Below are 16,587 nucleotides of genomic sequence, written 5' to 3'. Positions count from 1 at the left end.
CACATGTTGTGTCCGCTCGATGTCCGAGAGCGCTACGGAGCGTGCTGGAGCGTCAACTCGTAAGTGAGCAGCCGGATGTCGTCGAGCTCCGGGAAGGGGTTCCAGTCGCGCTCCGGAGTGCGGGTGAAGCCGATGCGCTCGTAGAGCCGGTGGGCGCTGTGCATCGTGCGCTGGGTGGACAGCACGAGGCGCGCGCAGCCCTCCAGGGCCCGTGCCCGCGCCACGCAGGCGCGCACGAGGGCCTCGCCCGCGCCCCGGCCGCGCGCCTCCCGCGCGACCGCCAGCATCCGGATCTCGGCCTCCCCCTCGTGCGCCGAGTCGGCCATGGGGCTGCCGTCCGCCGCGAACGTGACACTGCCGAGCACCCGGTCCCCCTCGGCGGCCACCAGCACCTCGGCGACGGCCGCGCGCCCCGCGACGTCCCGCAGCCTCGTGAGGTACGCGTCGCTCTCCCCGAAGTCGAGCAGCCCGTCCCCGAGATAGGCCCGGGCCGCGATCTCGCCGATGACGGGGTACTCCTCGGGCCGCGCCGGCCGGATGACGATGTCCATGCGGGCGAGTGTGCCCGACCGGCACGGCGACGGGCCGCCGGTTTTTCACCGGTGGCCCGTCGTTCACGACTGTCCCGGCACCGGCCGGTGGGCCGGTCCCGTCCCGGAGCTCGCCTAGTGGGTCGCGTCCGCCGTGGCCGGCGGGAGTTCCGTCTCGACGCCCGGATCGCCGGAGTCGGCCGTGTAGTCCCCGGGCGAGGTCTCGTCCACGCCCTCCGGGGCCTTGAGCGCCCTGAGGACGAAGGTCAGGACGACGGCCACGGCCACGTTCAGGACGAACGCCGTCAGACCGATGTAGCCGATCTCCCCGATGCCGGGGATCTCCTTCGAACTGCCGCCGAAGTGCTTCTGCGTCGGGGAGGCCACGCCGTAGGCGGCGATCGTGCCGTAGAGCATCCCGACCGCCCAGCCGCCCAGCAGCGCCCAGCGGTGGAACCAGCGGGTGAACAGACCGCCGACCAGCGACGGGAAGGTCTGCAGGATCCAGATGCCGCCCAGCAACTGGAAGTTGATCGCGACGGTCTTGTCCATGGTCAGGACGAAGACCAGCGCGCCCACCTTCACCAGCAGCGAGACCAGCTTGGAGACCCGGGTCTCCTGGCGCGGGGTCGCGGCCGGGTTGAAGAAGTCCTTGTAGATGTTGCGGGTGAAGAGATTCGCGGCAGCGATCGACATGATGGCCGCCGGGACGAGCGCGCCGATGCCGATGGCGGCGAAGGCGACGCCCGCGAACCAGTCGGGGAACATGTTCTCGAAGAGCTGGGGGATGGCGAGCTGGCCGTTGGTGACCTTCACGCCCGCCGCGATCGCCATGAACCCGAGCAGGGCGAGCAGGCCCAGCATCAGCGAGTACAGCGGCAGGATCGTGGTGTTGCGGCGGATCACCTCCCGGCTGCGGCCGGACAGCGTCGCGGTGACCGAGTGCGGATACATGAACAGGGCCAGCGCCGAGCCGAGCGCGAGGGTGGCGTACGTCCACTGGCCCGCCTCGGCGGGGACGACCCCGCCGGCGCCCGCGGCCGTGTACTTGGCGCCCGCCGCCTTGAAGATCTCGTCGAAGCCGCCCAGCTTGATCGGGATGTAGATGATCGCCACCGCGATCACGATGTAGATCAGGGTGTCCTTCACGAACGCGATCAGCGCGGGTGCCCGCAGCCCCGAGGAGTAGGTGTACGCGGCCAGCACGCCGAAGGCGATGAGCAGCGGCAGGTCCTTGACGAACCAGTTGGTGCTGTCGCCGCCGCCCACGCCCATCACGTCCAGGACGGCCTGGATGCCGACCAGTTGGAGCGCGATGTACGGCATGGTGGCGAGGATGCCGGTGACGGCCACGGCGAGGGACAGGCCCTTGGAGCCGAAGCGGCCGCGCACGAAGTCCGAGGTCGTCACATAGCCGTGGCGGTGGGAGACCGACCACAGGCGGGGCAGGAAGGTGAAGATCAGCGGATAGACCAGGATCGTGTACGGCACCGCGAAGAATCCGGCCGCGCCCGCCGCGTAGACCGCCGCCGGCACCGCGACGAAGGTGTACGCCGTGTAGAGGTCGCCGCCGAGCAGGAACCAGGTCACCCAGGTGCCGAAGGACCGTCCGCCCAGGCCCCATTCGTCGAGGGTGTGCTCGTCGGCGGCCCTGCGCCAGCGTGCCGCCAGGAAGCCCATGACCGTGACGGCCAGGAAGAAGAAGATGAAGACGCCGAGAGCGACGCCGTTCACACCGTCGTTCATGCTTCCGCCCCCTCCTTCACGGAGGTGCGGGCCCGCTGGTCACGCTTCCACAACTGGTAGGCGATCACCGTCAGCAGGGTGGAGAGGGGTACCCACAGCAGTTGGTACCAGTAGAAGAACGGGACACCGATGAACGCCGGGTCGGTCTTTGTGTAGGAGCCGACCCACAGCATCGCCACGAAGGGCGCGAGCAGACAGAGGGCGATCACCACTCGTACCGGTGTCACCACGGGTGGTTTCACTTCGGGCAGGTCTGACATCGGGCGACTCCGTCCCCTCATCGATCACCTGGGTAACGCGCAGGCAATCTAGGGGACGGTCCGGCTTTAGGGAACACCGCAGCACGGACGGTGTGTGGAGGGTTCGTGTCGGGCACGGGGGTGTGTCCCGTGCCCGTGGACGGCTCCCGGTCGCTCAGTCCTGCGGGCGCTTGAGGCGGGCGACGAACTTGTACCGGTCGCCCCGGTACACCGAGCGCACCCATTCCACCGGCTCGCCCTGCCGGTCGAGCGAGTGGCGGGAGAGCATCAGCATGGGCAGGCCCACGTCGGTGCCGAGCAGTCCGGCCTCGCGCGGGGTGGCCAGCGAGGTCTCGATGGTCTCCTCGGCCTCGGCGAGGTGGACGTCGTACACCTCGGCCAGGGCGGTGTAGAGAGAGGTGTACTTGACCAGCGACCTGCGCAGGGCGGGGAAACGCTTGGCGGAGAGGTGGGTCGTCTCGATGGCCATGGGCTCGCCGCTGGCGAGGCGCAGCCGCTCGATGCGCAGCACCCGGCCGCCGGCGGTGATGTCGAGCAGGCCGGCCAGGGCGTCGTCCGCCGTGATGTAGCCGATGTCCAGGAGCTGCGAGGTCGGTTCGAGTCCCTGGGCGCGCATGTCCTCGGTGTACGAGGTCAGTTGGAGCGCCTGGGAGACCTTCGGCTTGGCGACGAAGGTGCCCTTGCCCTGGATGCGTTCGAGGCGCCCTTCGACGACCAGCTCCTGAAGGGCCTGCCGCACCGTGGTGCGCGAGGTGTCGAACTCGGCGGCGAGGGTGCGCTCCGGCGGTACCGGCGTACCGGGCGGCAGCGTCTCCGTCATGTCGAGCAGGTGCTTCTTGAGGCGGTAGTACTTGGGCACGCGCGCGGTACGGATGGGCGCCCCACCCTCGTTCTCCGCACTGCTGACGTCGGTGCTCATGCTCTGCCTTCCCGGCTCCGGATGCCGAAGCGACCGCCATGTCGTCGGCCACGGCTCACATCGTGGCACGGCTCGTCGTGCGGGTGTTCCCCGCACGCTCCGTGATCCCCTCTATATACCGTCGGCGTACCTGTTGGTCTAGTCCATCGCGAGGGGACGGTGCCGTCGAACTCGGTGCGGACCGGCCGGAAGTGGTTCCTTCGCAGGCCGCGAACGGGTCCGTAATTTGTGCCGCTTGGCTACTTAAAGGTCCTTGCATATGTAGGTCCCATAACGGCCGACTGGACGGGCTTACACACCCTTGACACCCCCCTAGGTCTAGGCCAAGCTCCCGGTACTGGTCTACACCATTGGTCCAGTCCCGGCCCCACGGGCGGTACACGGCGTATGTCACCGCGGGGAGCAGGGGGGTTTGTGGCATCCCTGAGGAGGGTGGCGTGAAGCGCAAGCTGATAGCCGCGATCGGTATCGCGGGCATGATGTTCTCCGTCGCGGCGTGCGGCAACGACGACAAGTCCGGGGGGTCGGACAAGGGCGCGGACGCCAAGGAGCTGACGGTCTGGCTCACGGTCGACGCGCAGAACAACTGGCCCGAGCTGGTCAAGCAGGCCGACACGGCGATCGAGGCGAAGCACCCCGGCATCAAGATCAAGCACGAGTACTACGGCTGGCCGGACAAGAACACCAAGCTCGACGCGGTCCTCGCCACCGACAAGGCGCCGGACGTGGTCGAGATGGGCAACACCGAGATGCTCGGCTACATGGTCAAGGGCGCCTTCGCTCCCCTCGACGCCTCGAAGTTCGACAACTCGGCCGCCTGGCTGGACGGACTCAAGGAGTCCGTGACCTACGACGGCAAGACCTACGGCGTGCCGTACTACGCCGGTGGCCGCGTCGGCAACTGGCGCAAGGACGTCGCCGCCTCGGCCGGCGTGAAGTCCACGCCGAAGACGTACGCGGAGCTCACTTCCGACCTGGACAAGATCCAGAAGAAGCAGGGCGCCAAGTTCAGCGCCTGGTACCAGCCCACCCGTGACTGGTACGCGGCCATGTCCTTCGTCTACGACGCCGGCGGCTCCATCGCGAAGGAGGAGGGCGGCCAGTGGAAGGCCAACCTCTCCTCGCCCGAGTCGGTCAAGGGACTCAACGAGTTCAAGACCATCGTCGACAAGTACATGCACGGCGACAAGACCAAGGACGAGTCCGACCGTTACATCGTCTACGGCCAGGGCAAGTCGGGCATGATCTTCGGCGCCGCCTGGGAGGGCGCGACCGCCGAGGACCCGAAGAGCGACAAGACCGGCAAGCTCAAGGGCAACCTCGAGAACTTCGTGATGCCCGGCCCGTCCGGCAAGAACCTCCCGGTCTTCCTGGGCGGCTCCGACCTCGCCGTCCCGGTGAAGTCGAAGGCGCAGACGGTCGCCGCCGAGTGGATCAACGCGTTCACCGGCGCCAAGGGCCAGAAGGTCCTGATGGGCAAGGGCAACCTGCCCAACAACAAGACCGACCTGGTCAGCCTGCAGAGCGACCCGAAGACGGCCGTCCCGGCCACCGCCGCCGAGTCGAGCTGGTTCGTCCCGATGGCGCCGGGCTGGGGTCAGGTCGAGAAGGCCCAGGTCCTGCAGACCATGCTGCAGAACATCGGCACCGGCAAGAAGTCCGTCGCGGACGCCGCGAAGGAAGCGGACGCCGCGATCGACAAGGTCATCAACACCAAGTGACCTGAGAGCAGGGCCCCGTCGGTCCTCCTTCACGGAGGGGCGGGGCCCTGCCTCCCGTACGGCCCGGCCCCGGGGCTCGCCCCGGACGCCCGGCCGTACGGGCCTTCGCTTTCGCCTTCGCTTTCGTACGACCTGAGGGACCGCTGAGGAGCGCGCGATGAGTGCCGCAGACACGACCACCCCCGCCAAGGTGCCGCCGCCGCGGCAGGCACCACCACCGGCCGCCGTGACGGCGCCACGCGCCCGGCGGACCCGGGGTGCGGCGGCGGCCCCCTGGGCCCTGCTCGCCCCGTGCCTGCTGATCCTCGCGGTCGTCCTCGGCTATCCGCTGGTGCGCCTGGTCACGCTCTCCTTCCAGAAGTTCGGGCAGTCCCAGCTCTGGGGCTTCCAGCCGGCCGAGTCGGTCGGCCTCGACAACTTCACGAAGGTGCTCTCGGACGACGAGTTCTGGCAGGTGGTCGTCCGCACCGTCGTCTTCGCCGGCGGGGCCGTCGTCTTCACGATGGTCATCGGCATGCTGATCGCGCTGCTCCTGCAGCGCGTCTCCGGCTGGGTGAAGACCCTGGTCAACATCGCGCTGGTGGCGAGCTGGGGCATGCCCATCATCGTGGCCACCACGGTCTTCAAGTGGCTCTTCGACTCCGACTACGGCGTCTTCAACGCGCTGCTCAGCAAGCTGCCCGGCGTCGACATGGTCGGCCACAACTGGTTCGCCAGCGGATGGCAGGGCCTGGGCGTGATCATGCTCCTGGTCGTCTGGGGCGCGGTGCCCTTCGTGGTCATCACGCTCAGCGCGGGACTCACCCAGGTCCCCGCCGAGCTGGAGGAGGCCGCACGGCTCGACGGCGCGGGCTCCTGGGGCGTCTTCCGCCATGTCACGCTGCCGATCCTCAAGCCGATCATCGTCATGCTGACGACCCTCTCCGTCATCTGGGACATGGGCGTCTTCCCGCAGGTCTTCGTCATGCGGGGCGGTCACCCGGAGGCGGAGTTCCAGCTCCTCACCACGTACTCGTACGACCGCGCCTTCGTGGTCAACGACTACGCGCAGGGGTCGGCGATCGCCGTGCTGACCGTGCTGCTGCTCCTCGGCGTGGTCGCCGTGTACATGCGTCAGATGCTGCAGATCGGAGAGGTCGAATGAGTGCCGTCGCCACGTCCGGGCGTACGTCCGCCACGGGGCGGAAGTCCTCCGGTCCCCGCAAGTCCAAGCTCGGCTGGAACCTGCTCGGCCTGTTCGTCTTCCTCACCGCGGGCTTCCCCGTCTACTGGATGCTCAACACGGCGATCAAGCCGGCCAAGGACGCGATCGACCCCGATCCGAGCCTGTTCCCCACCGGGTTCACGCTCGACAACTTCCGCCGCGCGCTGGACATCGCCGACTTCTGGGGCCCGGTGGGCCGCAGCCTGATCGTCTCCCTCGCGGTGGTCGTGATCGGCATCGCGGTCGGGATGCTGGCCGCGCTCGCCATCTCCCGCTTCGCCTTCCGCGGCCGCAAGGTTGTGATCGTGGGCATCCTCGCGGTGCAGATGATCCCGCTCGTCGCCATGATCATCCCGGTCTTCCTGCTGCTGAACGACCTGGACCAGTACGACAAGCTCTCCGGTCTGATCATCACCTACCTGACCTTCATCCTTCCCTTCACGGTGTGGACGCTGCGCGGCTTCATCGTCAACATCCCGAAGGAGTTGGAGGAGGCGGCGATGGTCGACGGATGCAGCCGCACGAGCGCCTTCATCCGCGTGGTCTTCCCGCTGCTGGCCCCCGGCATGGTCGCGACGTCCGTCTACGCCTTCATCCAGGCCTGGAACGAATACCTCTACGCCCTCATGCTGCTGAGCCAGCAGAACCAGACGGCCACCGTCTGGCTCGGCAACTTCACCACCAAGCACGGCACCGAGTACGCCCCGATGATGGCCGGAGCCACCATGATGGCCGTGCCGATCGTCGTCCTGTTCCTGCTCGTCCAGCGCAAGATGGCCGCGGGTCTGACCGCGGGCGCCGTGAAGGGATAACGCCCCCGATGACGACATTCGCCAGCGGTACAGACACCCTGACGCGCGACGCCCTCACCGTGCTCCAGCCCGGGTTCACCGGGACCACGGCTCCGAACTGGCTGCTCCGCCGCCTCGGTGAAGGTCTCGCCTCCGTCGGCCTGTTCGGCCGCAACATCGCCTCGCCGGAACAACTGGCCGCCCTGACGGCCCAGTTGCGTACCGAACGCGACGACGTCCTGGTCGCCATCGACGAGGAGGGCGGTGACGTCACCCGACTGGAGGTGCGCACCGGCTCGTCCTTCCCCGGCAACCACGCGCTCGGCGCCGTCGACGACGTGGCCCTCACCGAGGAGGTCGCCCGCGAACTCGGCCGCCGACTGGCCGCGTGCGGGGTGAACCTCAACTGGGCCCCGTCCGCCGACGTGAATTCCAACCCGGCCAACCCGGTCATCGGCGTACGGTCCTTCGGCGCCGACACCGGCCTGGTGGCCCGGCACACGGCCGCCTACGTCACCGGCCTCCAGGCCGCCGGCGTCGCCGCCTGCACCAAGCACTTCCCGGGCCACGGCGACACCGCGGTGGACTCCCACCACGCCCTGCCGCGCATCGACGCGGACCTGTCGGTCCTCCACGCCCGCGAGCTCGTCCCCTTCCGGGCCGCCATCGCCGCGGGCAGCAGGGCCGTCATGAGCGCGCACATCCTCGTCCCGGCCCTGGACCCGGAGCGCCCGGCCACCCTCTCCCGCCGCATCCTCACGGGCCTGCTGCGCGAGGAACTCGGCTACGACGGCCTCATCGTCACCGACGGCATGGAGATGCAGGCCATCGCGGCGACGTACGGCATCGAGCGGGGGAGCGTGCTCGCGATCGCGGCCGGAGCGGACGCCATCTGCGTCGGCGGCGGACTCGCGGACGACGACACCGTGCGCCGGCTGCGGGACGCCCTGGTCTCCGCCGTCCGGGCCGGCGAGCTCCCCGAGGAACGCCTCGCGGACGCGGCCGACCGGGTGCGGGCCCTGGCCGAGTGGACGGCCGCGGCCTCCGCGGCCCGGAAGGTCTCCCCGGCCCACCCGGGCCCGGTGGTCCTCTCGTCCACGAATGGCTTGAACGGCTCGAACGGCTCGAACACCCCCGGCGGTACGGGTGGTGCGGGCGGTACCGGTGGCGTGAACGGGACGGGCGGTACCGGTGTCACCGATGGTGCGCACGGTGCGGCCGGTACGGGCGGTACGGGCAGCTCCGACGGCACGGACGCTCCGGACGACGCCGGCGACGGCACAGTGGCGCGAGCGGCCGACGTGGGCCTGGTCGCCGCCCGGCGCGCGCTGACCGTGACCCGCTCCGCCACGTACACGCCGCTCACCGAGGCCCCCTTCGTCGCCGCGCTCACCCCGGTCGCGAACATCGCCGTCGGCGACGAGACCCCCTGGGGCGTCGCGGCGGAGCTGGCCCGGCTGCTTCCCGGCACCGAGACCGGCAGCTTCGCCGGCGAGGACGCGGGATCCTCGGCGCTCGCGGCCGCCGCCGGACGGCCCCTGGTCGCGGTGGTCCGCGACGAGCACCGGCACCCCTGGATGGCCGCCGCCCTGGACACGCTGCTCGCCTCCCGCCCCGACACCGTCGTGGTCGAGATGGGCGTGCCCCAGTCGGCGCCCCGCGGCGCCCTGCACATCGCCACCCACGGCGCCGCACGGGTGTGCGGCCAGGCGGCGGCGGAGGTCATCGCGGGCGTCTAGGGCGTCAGGGCGCCCGGGGCGCGTCCGCGACGTCGCGTCGCCCGCCCGGAGGGCGGGCGAGACCTCGCGGACACGCCCCGGGGCCTGTCCGACGGGCCGCCTCGCGGCCCCACCACGCACCGGTGCCGGGCGCTCCCTCGGGGGGAGTGCCCGGCACCGGTCCGTCGTCGGTGGGCCCGGCGCTCCCGCCGGGCCCGTCCGTCGGATCCGTCAGATCCCCTGCCAGGCCGGCTTGGCGGCGAACGTCTGCCGGAAGTAGTCCCCGAGCTTCAGCTTGGAGGCGGCGGCGTCGTCGACGACCACCGTCGCGTGCGGGTGCAGTTGCAGCGCCGACGCCGGGCAGAGGGCCGCGACCGGCCCCTCGACCGTCGCGGCCACGGCGTCCGCCTTGCCCTCACCGGTCGCGAGCAGCACCAGGTGCCGTGCCTCCAGGATCGTGCCGATGCCCTGGGTGATGACGTGGTGCGGCACCTGCGCGATGTCGCCGTCGAAGAACCGGGCGTTGTCCACCCGGGTCTGCTCGGTCAGCGTCTTGATGCGGGTCCGCGAGGCGAGCGAGGAGCACGGCTCGTTGAACCCGATGTGCCCGTCCGTGCCGATGCCCAGCAACTGCAGGTCGACGCCGCCGGCGGCCGCCAGCGCCCTGTCGTAGGCCTCGCACGCCGCCTGGACGTCCGCCGCCGTGCCGTCGGGGCCCATGAAGGCGTCCATGCCGATGCCCAGCGGCTCCAGCACCTCGCGCCGCAGCACGGAGCGGTAGGACTCGGGGTGCTCGGCCGGCAGCCCCACGTATTCGTCGAGCTGGGCGATGCGCGCGCCCGAGGCGTCCACGGCACCGGAACCCACGCGGGCCGCCAGCGCCGTGTAGATGGGCAGCGGCGTCGAGCCGGTGGCCACGCCGAGGAGCGCGTCGGGCTTGCGCCGGAGCAGTTCCGCCATGGCTTCGGCGATCAGCTCGCCGCCCGCCTTGGCGTCCGGGACGATGACAACTTCCACGCTGGGCCTGCCGATCTGGAGAGGGGACTCAGGAACGCATCCGAATCCGAAGGGGGACACATGTGGTATAGACCAATCTAGCAGAGCGTCACCCTTGCGTCGCCCCGGCGAGCGGCCCGTATCAAGGACCGAAGCGGGATAGCCTGAGAAGAGTTCCTGGTGTTGGATGAGCGGACGGTGGACGACGACCGTAGGTCCAGGGGATGGGGACGTGGTTCGGACACGACCGCCTACGCATGGACGCGAAACCATGGTCTAGTCCACAATGCTCTGAGAAACTGAACAAGCCTCCGTCTTCCCCGCACAGGAAGACGGACCGAGGAACCGGCGCTCTCTGCCCTGACTGCACCGGCTCCTCTCTTCGGCCGACCGGGACCGCACACCCCACGGCCGATGTTGCTCCGGGCTGCGGTGCCGGGAGGGTTGAGGGTCCCTCTCAGGCGCCGCGGCCCGCGGGTGTCTCCGGGGCCCTGCGGCGCCCCCTGGAGCCCCGGACGCGCGGCCGATTTCGGGACCTGTCGGATCCTCCGGGTACGCTCGCACACGTGCCCTCCATGAACGACCTCGTACGCCAGCACACAGCCCTCGACGACTCCGATCTCGAGTGGCTGCATCTGCTGGTCTCGGAGTGGCAGCTGCTCTCCGACCTCTCCTTCGCCGACCTCGTCCTGTGGGTCCCCACACGCGACGGCACCCGCTACGTCTCGGTCGCCCAGATGCGCCCCAACACCGGGCCCACCTCGTACCAGGACGACATGGTCGGCCATCTGGTCCCGCGCGGCCGCCGCCCCCTGCTTGACGCGGCGCTCGACGAGGGCCGGATCGTGCGCGAGGGCGACCCCGAGTGGCGCGAGGAGGTGCCCGTCCGGGTCGAGTCCATTCCGGTACGCCGTGAGGGCCGCGTCCTCGGTGTCATCGCGCGCAACACCAACCTGCTCACGGTGCGCACCCCGAGCCGCCTCGAGCTGACGTATCTGCAGAGCGCCTCCGACCTCGCGCAGATGATCGCGGCGGGGAGCTTCCCGTTCCCCGACCAGCAGGTCGACATGGACGCCTCGCCCCGGGTCGGCGACGGACTGATCCGCCTCGACGCGGACGGCATCGTCCAGTACGCCTCTCCGAACGCGCTCTCGGCCTACCACCGCATCGGTCTGGCCTCCGACCTCGTGGGACACAACCTCGGCACCACGACCGCCGAACTCGCCCCCTCCCGGGGCCCGGTGGACGAGGCGCTGTCGAAGGTCGCCAGCGGCTGGGCGCCGCGCGAGTTCGAGATCGAGAGCGCCGACGGGGTGATCCAGCTCCGGGCGATCCCGCTCAAGCCCAAGGGCACCCGCGTCGGTTCCCTGGTCCTGCTCCGCGACGTCACCGAACTGCGCCGCCGCGAGCGGGAATTGATCACCAAGGACGCCACCATCCGGGAGATCCACCACCGGGTGAAGAACAACCTCCAGACGGTGGCGGCCCTGCTGCGGCTCCAGGCCCGGCGCATCGAGTCGGACCGGGGCCGGGAAGCCCTGGAGGAGGCCGTGCGCCGGGTCGGCTCGATCGCGATCGTGCACGAGACGCTCTCCCAGAACCTGGACGAGCGGGTGGAGTTCGACGAGATCGCCGACCGGGTGCTCGCCATGGTCGCCGAGATCTCGCCCGGCAAGGTCACCGGCCGGCGCACCGGACGCTTCGGCATCCTGGACGCCGAGGTCGCGACCCCGCTCTCCATGGTGCTCACCGAGGTCCTGCAGAACGCGCTGGAGCACGGCTTCCGCGAGGGCGACCGGGGCACCGTCGAGGTCTCCGCGGTGCGCGGCGGCACCTCCAAGGAGGCCCGGCTGCTGGTCACCGTGCAGGACGACGGGGTCGGACTGCCCGAGGGCTTCGACCCGCACCGCTCGGGCAACCTCGGTCTCCAGATCGTGCGGACGCTGGTGGAGGGCGAGTTGGGCGGCAGCTTCGACATGGTGCCCGCTCCCGAGCGCGGCACCCAGGTCCTCCTGGACATCCCGGTCGTCGTGCCCAAGTGACGTCCCGCCCCCGGAGCGCGTGCGCATCGCACGCCGTCCGGGGGTCCGCGGGCATCACACGAGAGGCCCGCGGGTGGCGGGAGCCCGGCCCCACCGGCACTCGTCACTCAGCGTGACACGTTCCGGACGCGAACAGCAATGAGCCCCGGACCACCAGGTGGTCCGGGGCTGAAAGCTCGTTGCATCAAGCGCATCGGGGTACTGCGCGCTGCGGCTCGGGGGCGGGAGTTGCGTACTCGCTGTACGCGCCGCCAAGCTCAGGCTCGTGCGGGGTGGAACGTCAGGCGGTGGCCTGACGAGCTCGGTTGCGGGCGGCACGGCGCTTCATTGCGCGGCGCTCGTCCTCGCTGAGGCCACCCCAGACGCCGGAGTCCTGGCCGGACTCGAGCGCCCACTGCAGGCACTGCTCCATGACGGGGCAGCGGCGGCAGACGGCCTTGGCTTCCTCGATCTGCAGCAGCGCAGGACCGGTGTTGCCGATGGGGAAGAAGAGCTCGGGGTCTTCCTCGCGGCAAACGGCGTTGTGACGCCAGTCCATGGCTGCTACCTCTCCTTGGTATTACATGCACGTTGCTTGTGAATGTGAACGCTTTCACGAATCCCTCAACAAGTGAAGGGCCGACAACCAGACGGACTGGTGTGGTCCTAAGATTTGAGGAGGGGTTCCGGTGCTCTGTGGGGCCGATGTTGCGGGCCGTCCCGAGCGCCACGTAGAGACTCGCAAACCTCAGCGGCGGATACAACCCCTTCCGGAAAGTTTTTTTTGATTCCTCGGTATGCGCTGAGTCACAGCCGTACTTCCATGGGGTGGACCGTGGTCTAAACGTTCGAGTGAAAGGAGTTTGGCCCCTTCCACTCACACAATCACACGCAGTGCACGGCGTACGCCTGTGAACGTCACGCTCGTACGCAGCCCCAGATGGTCACCGTCCATCTGAAGGGGGAGCGGGACCTTCGAATGCAAGGTGAAGTCCGCCAGGTCATGCAGAGTGACGGCGTGCTTGCCGTGGGGTCCACGCTCGGGGGACGAAGTGAGCAACTGGGTGGCATACCGGGCGACCGCGGGCGTCGACATGCGGCTGAGCGCGAGTACGTCGAGTCCGGTATCGAACGAGGCCTTAGGTGCCGCGTACACCGGACGATTGCCGAGAAACGTCCACGGCGAGGTGTTGCAGATGATCGACAGGACCAGATCGGTGACGGGGTCCGCGCCGGGGCGCTCCAGCGTGATCACTCCGCGCCTGCGGTGCGGATCGTCCAGAAACTGCCGCAGCACTTGGCGCAGATACAGCGCGTGAGTGGAGCGCCGGCCGAGCTCGCGCTGCTGTTCGACCCGGCCCACCACCCCGGCGTCGAAGCCGAGGCCGGCGCAGAAGGTGAACCAGCGGGAGGGGACGGACTCGTCCTCGGTGCCGGGCGTGCCCGCGGCCAGCCCGAGGCCGACCGTGCGCTCGCGCTCCTCGCGCAGCGCGTCCAGCAGGGCGCCGGTCGCCTCCACGGCGTCGTTCGGCAGGCCCAGGGCACGGGCGAAGACGTTGGTGGAGCCGCCGGGGACCACGGCGAGGCCGGGCAGACGCTCGGGGTCGGGGCCACGGTGCAGAAGACCGTTCACGACCTCGTTGACCGTGCCGTCCCCGCCGAGGGCCACGACCAGGTCTATGTCGTCGCTGTCCGCGGCCTGCCGACCGAGGTCCCGGGCGTGCCCGCGGTACTCGGTCATGACCACTTCGAGCTTCATCTCACTGGCCAACGCGTGGATCAAGACGTCACGCGTACGCGCACTGGTGGTGGTTGCCGCCGGATTGACCACAAGAAGTGCACGCATGCGATGCAGCGTACCTACTGGGTGGTACTCGTCCCAGACCGAGGTAGGGATCCAGTAAGAGTCCGCAGGTGGCGGCGGGGTGCGGAATCGGCCCGGCGCGACCCCCGTGACCGTGCGGTTCCCGGCCCCGGGGCACCCGGGTCTCCGGCGCCGGCGGCTACTCTTCGGGGGTGAGCCGTGAGCAGAATCCCACCCCCGACGCCCCCCACTCCGACGCCCGTCCCGGACGGCTGACCGCCGCCGCGGCGCTGTCCGCGCTGGAGGGGGCCGCCCTCGTGGCGGGCGGCGTCTGCGTCCTCGTCCTCGGCCTCACCGGCGACCCCGACAACCGGACGCAGGCCGTCACCGGGGGAGTCACGCTGGTCGCGCTCGCGCTGCTGCCCCTGCTGGCCGCCCGCGGACTGCTGCTGCGCCGCTCCTGGAGCCGGGGCCCGGCCCTCGTCACCCAGATCATGGCGCTGCCCGTCGCCTACACCCTGCTCCAGGCCGACAGCGTCGCGATCCCCGCCGGCATCGCCCTCGCGGCGGTCGCGGTGACCGCGCTGGTCCTGCTGGCGAACCCGGAAACGACGCGGGCCCTCGGAATCCGAGGGCCCGGCGGCGACGTGAACGAAGAGAAGTAGCGGAACGCGCTTCCCGGCACACGGCGGGGAAGCGACGCGGCTCACTCCTCGACGAGGAGCTTCTCCCGGAGCTGGGCCAGCGTGCGGGCCAGCAGCCGCGAGACGTGCATCTGCGAGATGCCGACCTCCTGCGCGATCTGCGACTGCGTCATGTTGCCGAAGAAGCGCAGGAGCAGGATCCGCTTCTCCCGCGGGGGCAGGTCCTCCAGGAGCGGCTTGAGCGACTCGCGGTACTCGACGCCCTCCAGCGCCTCGTCCTCGGCGCCCAGGGTGTCCGCGACCGCCGGGGACTCGTCGTCCGTGTCGGGGACGTCCAGGGACAGCGTGGAGTACGCGTTGGCGGACTCCAGGCCCTCCAGGACCTCCTCCTCCGAGATGGCCAGCTTCTCGGCCAGCTCGTGGACCGTCGGGGAGCGGCCGTGGAGCTGCGAGAGCTCCGCGGTGGCCGTGGTCAGCGCGAGGCGCAGCTCCTGGAGACGGCGCGGCACACGCACCGCCCAGCCCTTGTCGCGGAAGTGCCGCTTGATCTCGCCGACCACCGTCGGGGTCGCGTACGTCGAGAACTCGACACCGCGCTCCGGGTCGAACCGGTCGACCGACTTGATCAGCCCGATCGTGGCGACCTGGGTCAGGTCGTCCAGCGGCTCCCCGCGGTTGCGGAAGCGGCGGGCCAGATGCTCGACGAGCGGCAGGTGCATGCGCACGAGCTGGTTGCGCAGCTCCGCGTACTCGGCGCTGCCGTCCTGCAGCTTGCGCAGCTCGACGAACATCGCCCGCGCCCCGCTGCGGTCCTGAGGGTCGTGCTGGATGTGCCGCTCGCTCGGCCCGTGCAGGATCCGCTGGGCCTCCTGCGCCTCCTGCACGTCCTGCGCGCCCTGCTCGGGCTCCCGCTCGTGCTGCGCGCCCTGCACGTTCTGCTCCGCGTTTCGCTCGTGCTCGCTCATAGTCCCGCCCGTCACCATTTCCCGAGCTCGAGGCTCTTCCCCCGTGTCCTCGGCCGCGCTCGGACCGGGGGGACCTCCCCGGACGGGGAAGGCTCCCGGCACCGCTGCCGCCGAGGAGACGCCGATCTCCGGATGCGGCCGGGCCTGTTCCGGGATGCCGTCGACGCCGTCCGCCGTGTGCCGCGGCCCGCCCGGACCGTCGGCGCGCTCCGCGGGAGGCTCCCGTGTGCCGCGCTCTTCGTCCCGCACCGGCCCGTCCCCGTTCCTCACGCCGGCCCGGGTCCCGCGCCGCGTTGTTTGTAGAGGCTGATCGAAACGGTCTTGTCCTCGGCGACGCTGGAATCGACCTTGCCCGCGAGAGCCGACAGGACGGTCCACGCGAAGGTGTCACGTGACGGAGCGTGACCGTCGGTGGTCGGCGCCGAGACCGTGACCTCCAGTGAGTCGTCGATCAGCCGGAAGACACAGCTGAGCACCGAACCGGGGACGGCCTGCTGCAGCAGGATCGCGCAGGCCTCGTCCACCGCGATGCGCAGATCCTCGATCTCGTCGAGGGTGAAGTCCAACCGGGCCGCCAGCCCGGCCGTGGCCGTGCGCAGTACCGACAGGTAGGCACCCGCGGCCGGCAGCCGGACTTCCACGAAGTCCTTCGTCGCGGGCTCGCCTGCGATCTGGGACACCCTCACCTCCATGGTGGTACAAGCTCATTCGAGCTCTTTCGGGGGCCGAGGGTCGCCCCCCGGGGTAACGCGCTACGTCGTTCAGCGGTGACGCTACCGCGCTCCCGACTTTCCTGTCCTGGGGACCCCGCCCCTTGCTGTCACTCATAGTAAGCCCATGAGTACGGACAGTGGCTAGAGGTCTGCGGCCCCAAATAGGAAGAGCGCGCGCCGGGTTGACGTACCCAGACGTCAGACGCTCGAACCGTCCGGATCGTGAGTCACGCGCGTACGTGATCCACGGCTCACGCGTACGTGATCCACGGCTCAGACGAGTACGTGGTCCACGAAACACCAACGCCAGTTCTCCCCCTGCTCGAACGTGCGCATGATCGGATGTCCGGTGTCCTTGTGGTGCTCCGAGGCGTGCCGCAGCGGCGAGGAGTCACAACAGGCGAGATGCCCGCACTCCAGACACAGCCGGAGCTGCACCGGGTGGGTACCGGCGGCCACGCACTCCAGGCAGGTCTCGCTCCCGGGGGCGGGTTCGGGCTGCGGCAGCGCGTCGGTGTGCGTGCACTGTTTCATGATTGCCAGGTTACGTCGGGC

16 protein-coding genes are annotated in these 16,587 nt (G+C 70.0%); 6 read left to right on the top strand and 10 right to left on the bottom strand.

What is annotated here, in order from left to right; translation table 11 throughout:
* Positions 1-32 precede the first annotated feature (32 nt).
* The 4 genes from ACFRIC_RS20355 to ACFRIC_RS20340 form a co-directional block, all read right to left on the bottom strand.
* The gene (locus ACFRIC_RS20355; RefSeq protein WP_382787572.1) at positions 33-551 is read right to left on the bottom strand and encodes a GNAT family N-acetyltransferase; all 519 of its coding nucleotides are present in this window, start codon (positions 549-551) and stop codon (positions 33-35) included.
* A 114-nt stretch (positions 552-665) separates the two neighbouring features.
* Positions 666-2,276, bottom strand: a complete 1,611-nt coding sequence (mctP, locus tag ACFRIC_RS20350; RefSeq protein WP_382787570.1) for a monocarboxylate uptake permease MctP — start codon at positions 2,274-2,276, stop codon at positions 666-668.
* Positions 2,273-2,536 (bottom strand): DUF3311 domain-containing protein, encoded by a 264-nt coding sequence (locus tag ACFRIC_RS20345; protein WP_382787568.1) that lies wholly within the window; start codon positions 2,534-2,536, stop codon positions 2,273-2,275. The genes mctP and ACFRIC_RS20345 overlap by 4 nt, the downstream gene beginning before the upstream one ends.
* 154 nt (positions 2,537-2,690) lie before the next feature.
* Entirely contained in the window at positions 2,691-3,455 is a 765-nt protein-coding gene (locus ACFRIC_RS20340; RefSeq protein WP_037620853.1) for a GntR family transcriptional regulator, read from the bottom strand.
* A 437-nt stretch (positions 3,456-3,892) separates the two neighbouring features.
* On the opposite strand from ACFRIC_RS20340, the gene ACFRIC_RS20335 reads away from it, so the two are divergent.
* From ACFRIC_RS20335 to ACFRIC_RS20320, 4 genes are all read left to right on the top strand, one after another.
* Complete coding sequence (locus ACFRIC_RS20335) at positions 3,893-5,176, top strand: extracellular solute-binding protein (protein WP_382787566.1); 1,284 nt, start codon at positions 3,893-3,895, stop codon at positions 5,174-5,176.
* Between the two features lie 157 nt (positions 5,177-5,333).
* A complete protein-coding gene (locus ACFRIC_RS20330; protein WP_382787563.1) occupies positions 5,334-6,320 on the top strand; it encodes a carbohydrate ABC transporter permease in 987 nt (328 codons plus the stop codon).
* Complete coding sequence (locus ACFRIC_RS20325; protein ID WP_382787561.1) at positions 6,317-7,192, top strand: carbohydrate ABC transporter permease; 876 nt, start codon at positions 6,317-6,319, stop codon at positions 7,190-7,192. Before ACFRIC_RS20330 ends, ACFRIC_RS20325 begins: the two co-directional genes overlap by 4 nt.
* An 8-nt stretch (positions 7,193-7,200) precedes the next feature.
* Entirely contained in the window at positions 7,201-8,910 is a 1,710-nt protein-coding gene (locus ACFRIC_RS20320; RefSeq protein WP_382787559.1) for a glycoside hydrolase family 3 protein, read from the top strand.
* A 210-nt stretch (positions 8,911-9,120) separates the two neighbouring features.
* Here the strand turns inward: ACFRIC_RS20320 and nagB are convergent, their stop codons facing one another.
* Positions 9,121-9,906 carry a glucosamine-6-phosphate deaminase gene (nagB, locus tag ACFRIC_RS20315; protein ID WP_382787557.1) on the bottom strand — a complete coding sequence of 262 codons (786 nt, stop codon included), beginning with the start codon at positions 9,904-9,906 and terminating at the stop codon, positions 9,121-9,123.
* A 554-nt stretch (positions 9,907-10,460) separates the two neighbouring features.
* Between nagB and ACFRIC_RS20310 the strand changes: the two genes are divergently transcribed.
* Positions 10,461-11,927 (top strand): PAS domain-containing sensor histidine kinase, encoded by a 1,467-nt coding sequence (locus ACFRIC_RS20310; protein ID WP_382788044.1) that lies wholly within the window; start codon positions 10,461-10,463, stop codon positions 11,925-11,927.
* A gap of 280 nt (positions 11,928-12,207) precedes the next feature.
* On the opposite strand, the gene ACFRIC_RS20305 is transcribed toward ACFRIC_RS20310, so the two are convergent.
* Together ACFRIC_RS20305 and ACFRIC_RS20300 are read right to left on the bottom strand one after the other, a co-directional pair.
* Positions 12,208-12,465 (bottom strand): WhiB family transcriptional regulator, encoded by a 258-nt coding sequence (locus ACFRIC_RS20305; RefSeq protein ID WP_006380970.1) that lies wholly within the window; start codon positions 12,463-12,465, stop codon positions 12,208-12,210.
* A gap of 318 nt (positions 12,466-12,783) precedes the next feature.
* Entirely contained in the window at positions 12,784-13,752 is a 969-nt protein-coding gene (locus tag ACFRIC_RS20300; RefSeq protein ID WP_382787555.1) for a diacylglycerol/lipid kinase family protein, read from the bottom strand.
* Positions 13,753-13,922: 170 nt separating this feature from the next.
* Here ACFRIC_RS20300 and ACFRIC_RS20295 point away from each other — a divergent pair, with 170 nt between their 5' ends.
* On the top strand, positions 13,923-14,375 hold the full coding sequence (locus ACFRIC_RS20295) for a hypothetical protein (protein WP_382787553.1): 453 nt from the start codon (positions 13,923-13,925) through the stop codon (positions 14,373-14,375).
* Between the two features lie 41 nt (positions 14,376-14,416).
* Here ACFRIC_RS20295 and ACFRIC_RS20290 read toward each other — a convergent pair whose 3' ends face one another.
* The 3 genes from ACFRIC_RS20290 to ACFRIC_RS20280 all read right to left on the bottom strand — a co-directional run bounded on the left by ACFRIC_RS20290 (position 14,417) and on the right by ACFRIC_RS20280 (position 16,566).
* Entirely contained in the window at positions 14,417-15,589 is a 1,173-nt protein-coding gene (locus ACFRIC_RS20290) for an RNA polymerase sigma factor SigF (protein ID WP_382787551.1), read from the bottom strand.
* The gene (locus tag ACFRIC_RS20285; RefSeq protein WP_028802066.1) at positions 15,586-15,999 is read right to left on the bottom strand and encodes an anti-sigma regulatory factor; all 414 of its coding nucleotides are present in this window, start codon (positions 15,997-15,999) and stop codon (positions 15,586-15,588) included. Before ACFRIC_RS20285 ends, ACFRIC_RS20290 begins: the two co-directional genes overlap by 4 nt.
* A 306-nt stretch (positions 16,000-16,305) precedes the next feature.
* Positions 16,306-16,566 (bottom strand): UBP-type zinc finger domain-containing protein, encoded by a 261-nt coding sequence (locus ACFRIC_RS20280; RefSeq protein ID WP_382787548.1) that lies wholly within the window; start codon positions 16,564-16,566, stop codon positions 16,306-16,308.
* Between the last annotated feature and the right edge of the window lie 21 nt (positions 16,567-16,587).

The sequence above is a fragment of the Streptomyces sp. NPDC056738 genome (assembly GCF_042790435.1).
Taxonomy (GTDB): domain Bacteria; phylum Actinomycetota; class Actinomycetes; order Streptomycetales; family Streptomycetaceae; genus Streptomyces.
The sequence above is the reverse complement of the archived record's forward strand: the minus strand, read 5'-3'. Positions and strand labels throughout refer to the sequence as shown.

Coding starts and splice junctions, on each gene's coding strand:
- ACFRIC_RS20355 (WP_382787572.1), bottom strand. CDS start 551: ATGGACATCGTCATCCGGCCGGCGCGGCCCGAGGAGTACCCCGTCATC.
- mctP (WP_382787570.1), bottom strand. CDS start 2,276: ATGAACGACGGTGTGAACGGCGTCGCTCTCGGCGTCTTCATCTTCTTC.
- ACFRIC_RS20340 (WP_037620853.1), bottom strand. CDS start 3,455: ATGAGCACCGACGTCAGCAGTGCGGAGAACGAGGGTGGGGCGCCCATC.
- ACFRIC_RS20320 (WP_382787559.1), top strand. CDS start 7,201: ATGACGACATTCGCCAGCGGTACAGACACCCTGACGCGCGACGCCCTC.
- ACFRIC_RS20330 (WP_382787563.1), top strand. CDS start 5,334: ATGAGTGCCGCAGACACGACCACCCCCGCCAAGGTGCCGCCGCCGCGG.
- ACFRIC_RS20280 (WP_382787548.1), bottom strand. CDS start 16,566: ATGAAACAGTGCACGCACACCGACGCGCTGCCGCAGCCCGAACCCGCC.
- ACFRIC_RS20300 (WP_382787555.1), bottom strand. CDS start 13,752: ATGCGTGCACTTCTTGTGGTCAATCCGGCGGCAACCACCACCAGTGCG.
- ACFRIC_RS20325 (WP_382787561.1), top strand. CDS start 6,317: ATGAGTGCCGTCGCCACGTCCGGGCGTACGTCCGCCACGGGGCGGAAG.
- ACFRIC_RS20345 (WP_382787568.1), bottom strand. CDS start 2,536: ATGTCAGACCTGCCCGAAGTGAAACCACCCGTGGTGACACCGGTACGA.
- ACFRIC_RS20305 (WP_006380970.1), bottom strand. CDS start 12,465: ATGGACTGGCGTCACAACGCCGTTTGCCGCGAGGAAGACCCCGAGCTC.
- ACFRIC_RS20310 (WP_382788044.1), top strand. CDS start 10,461: ATGAACGACCTCGTACGCCAGCACACAGCCCTCGACGACTCCGATCTC.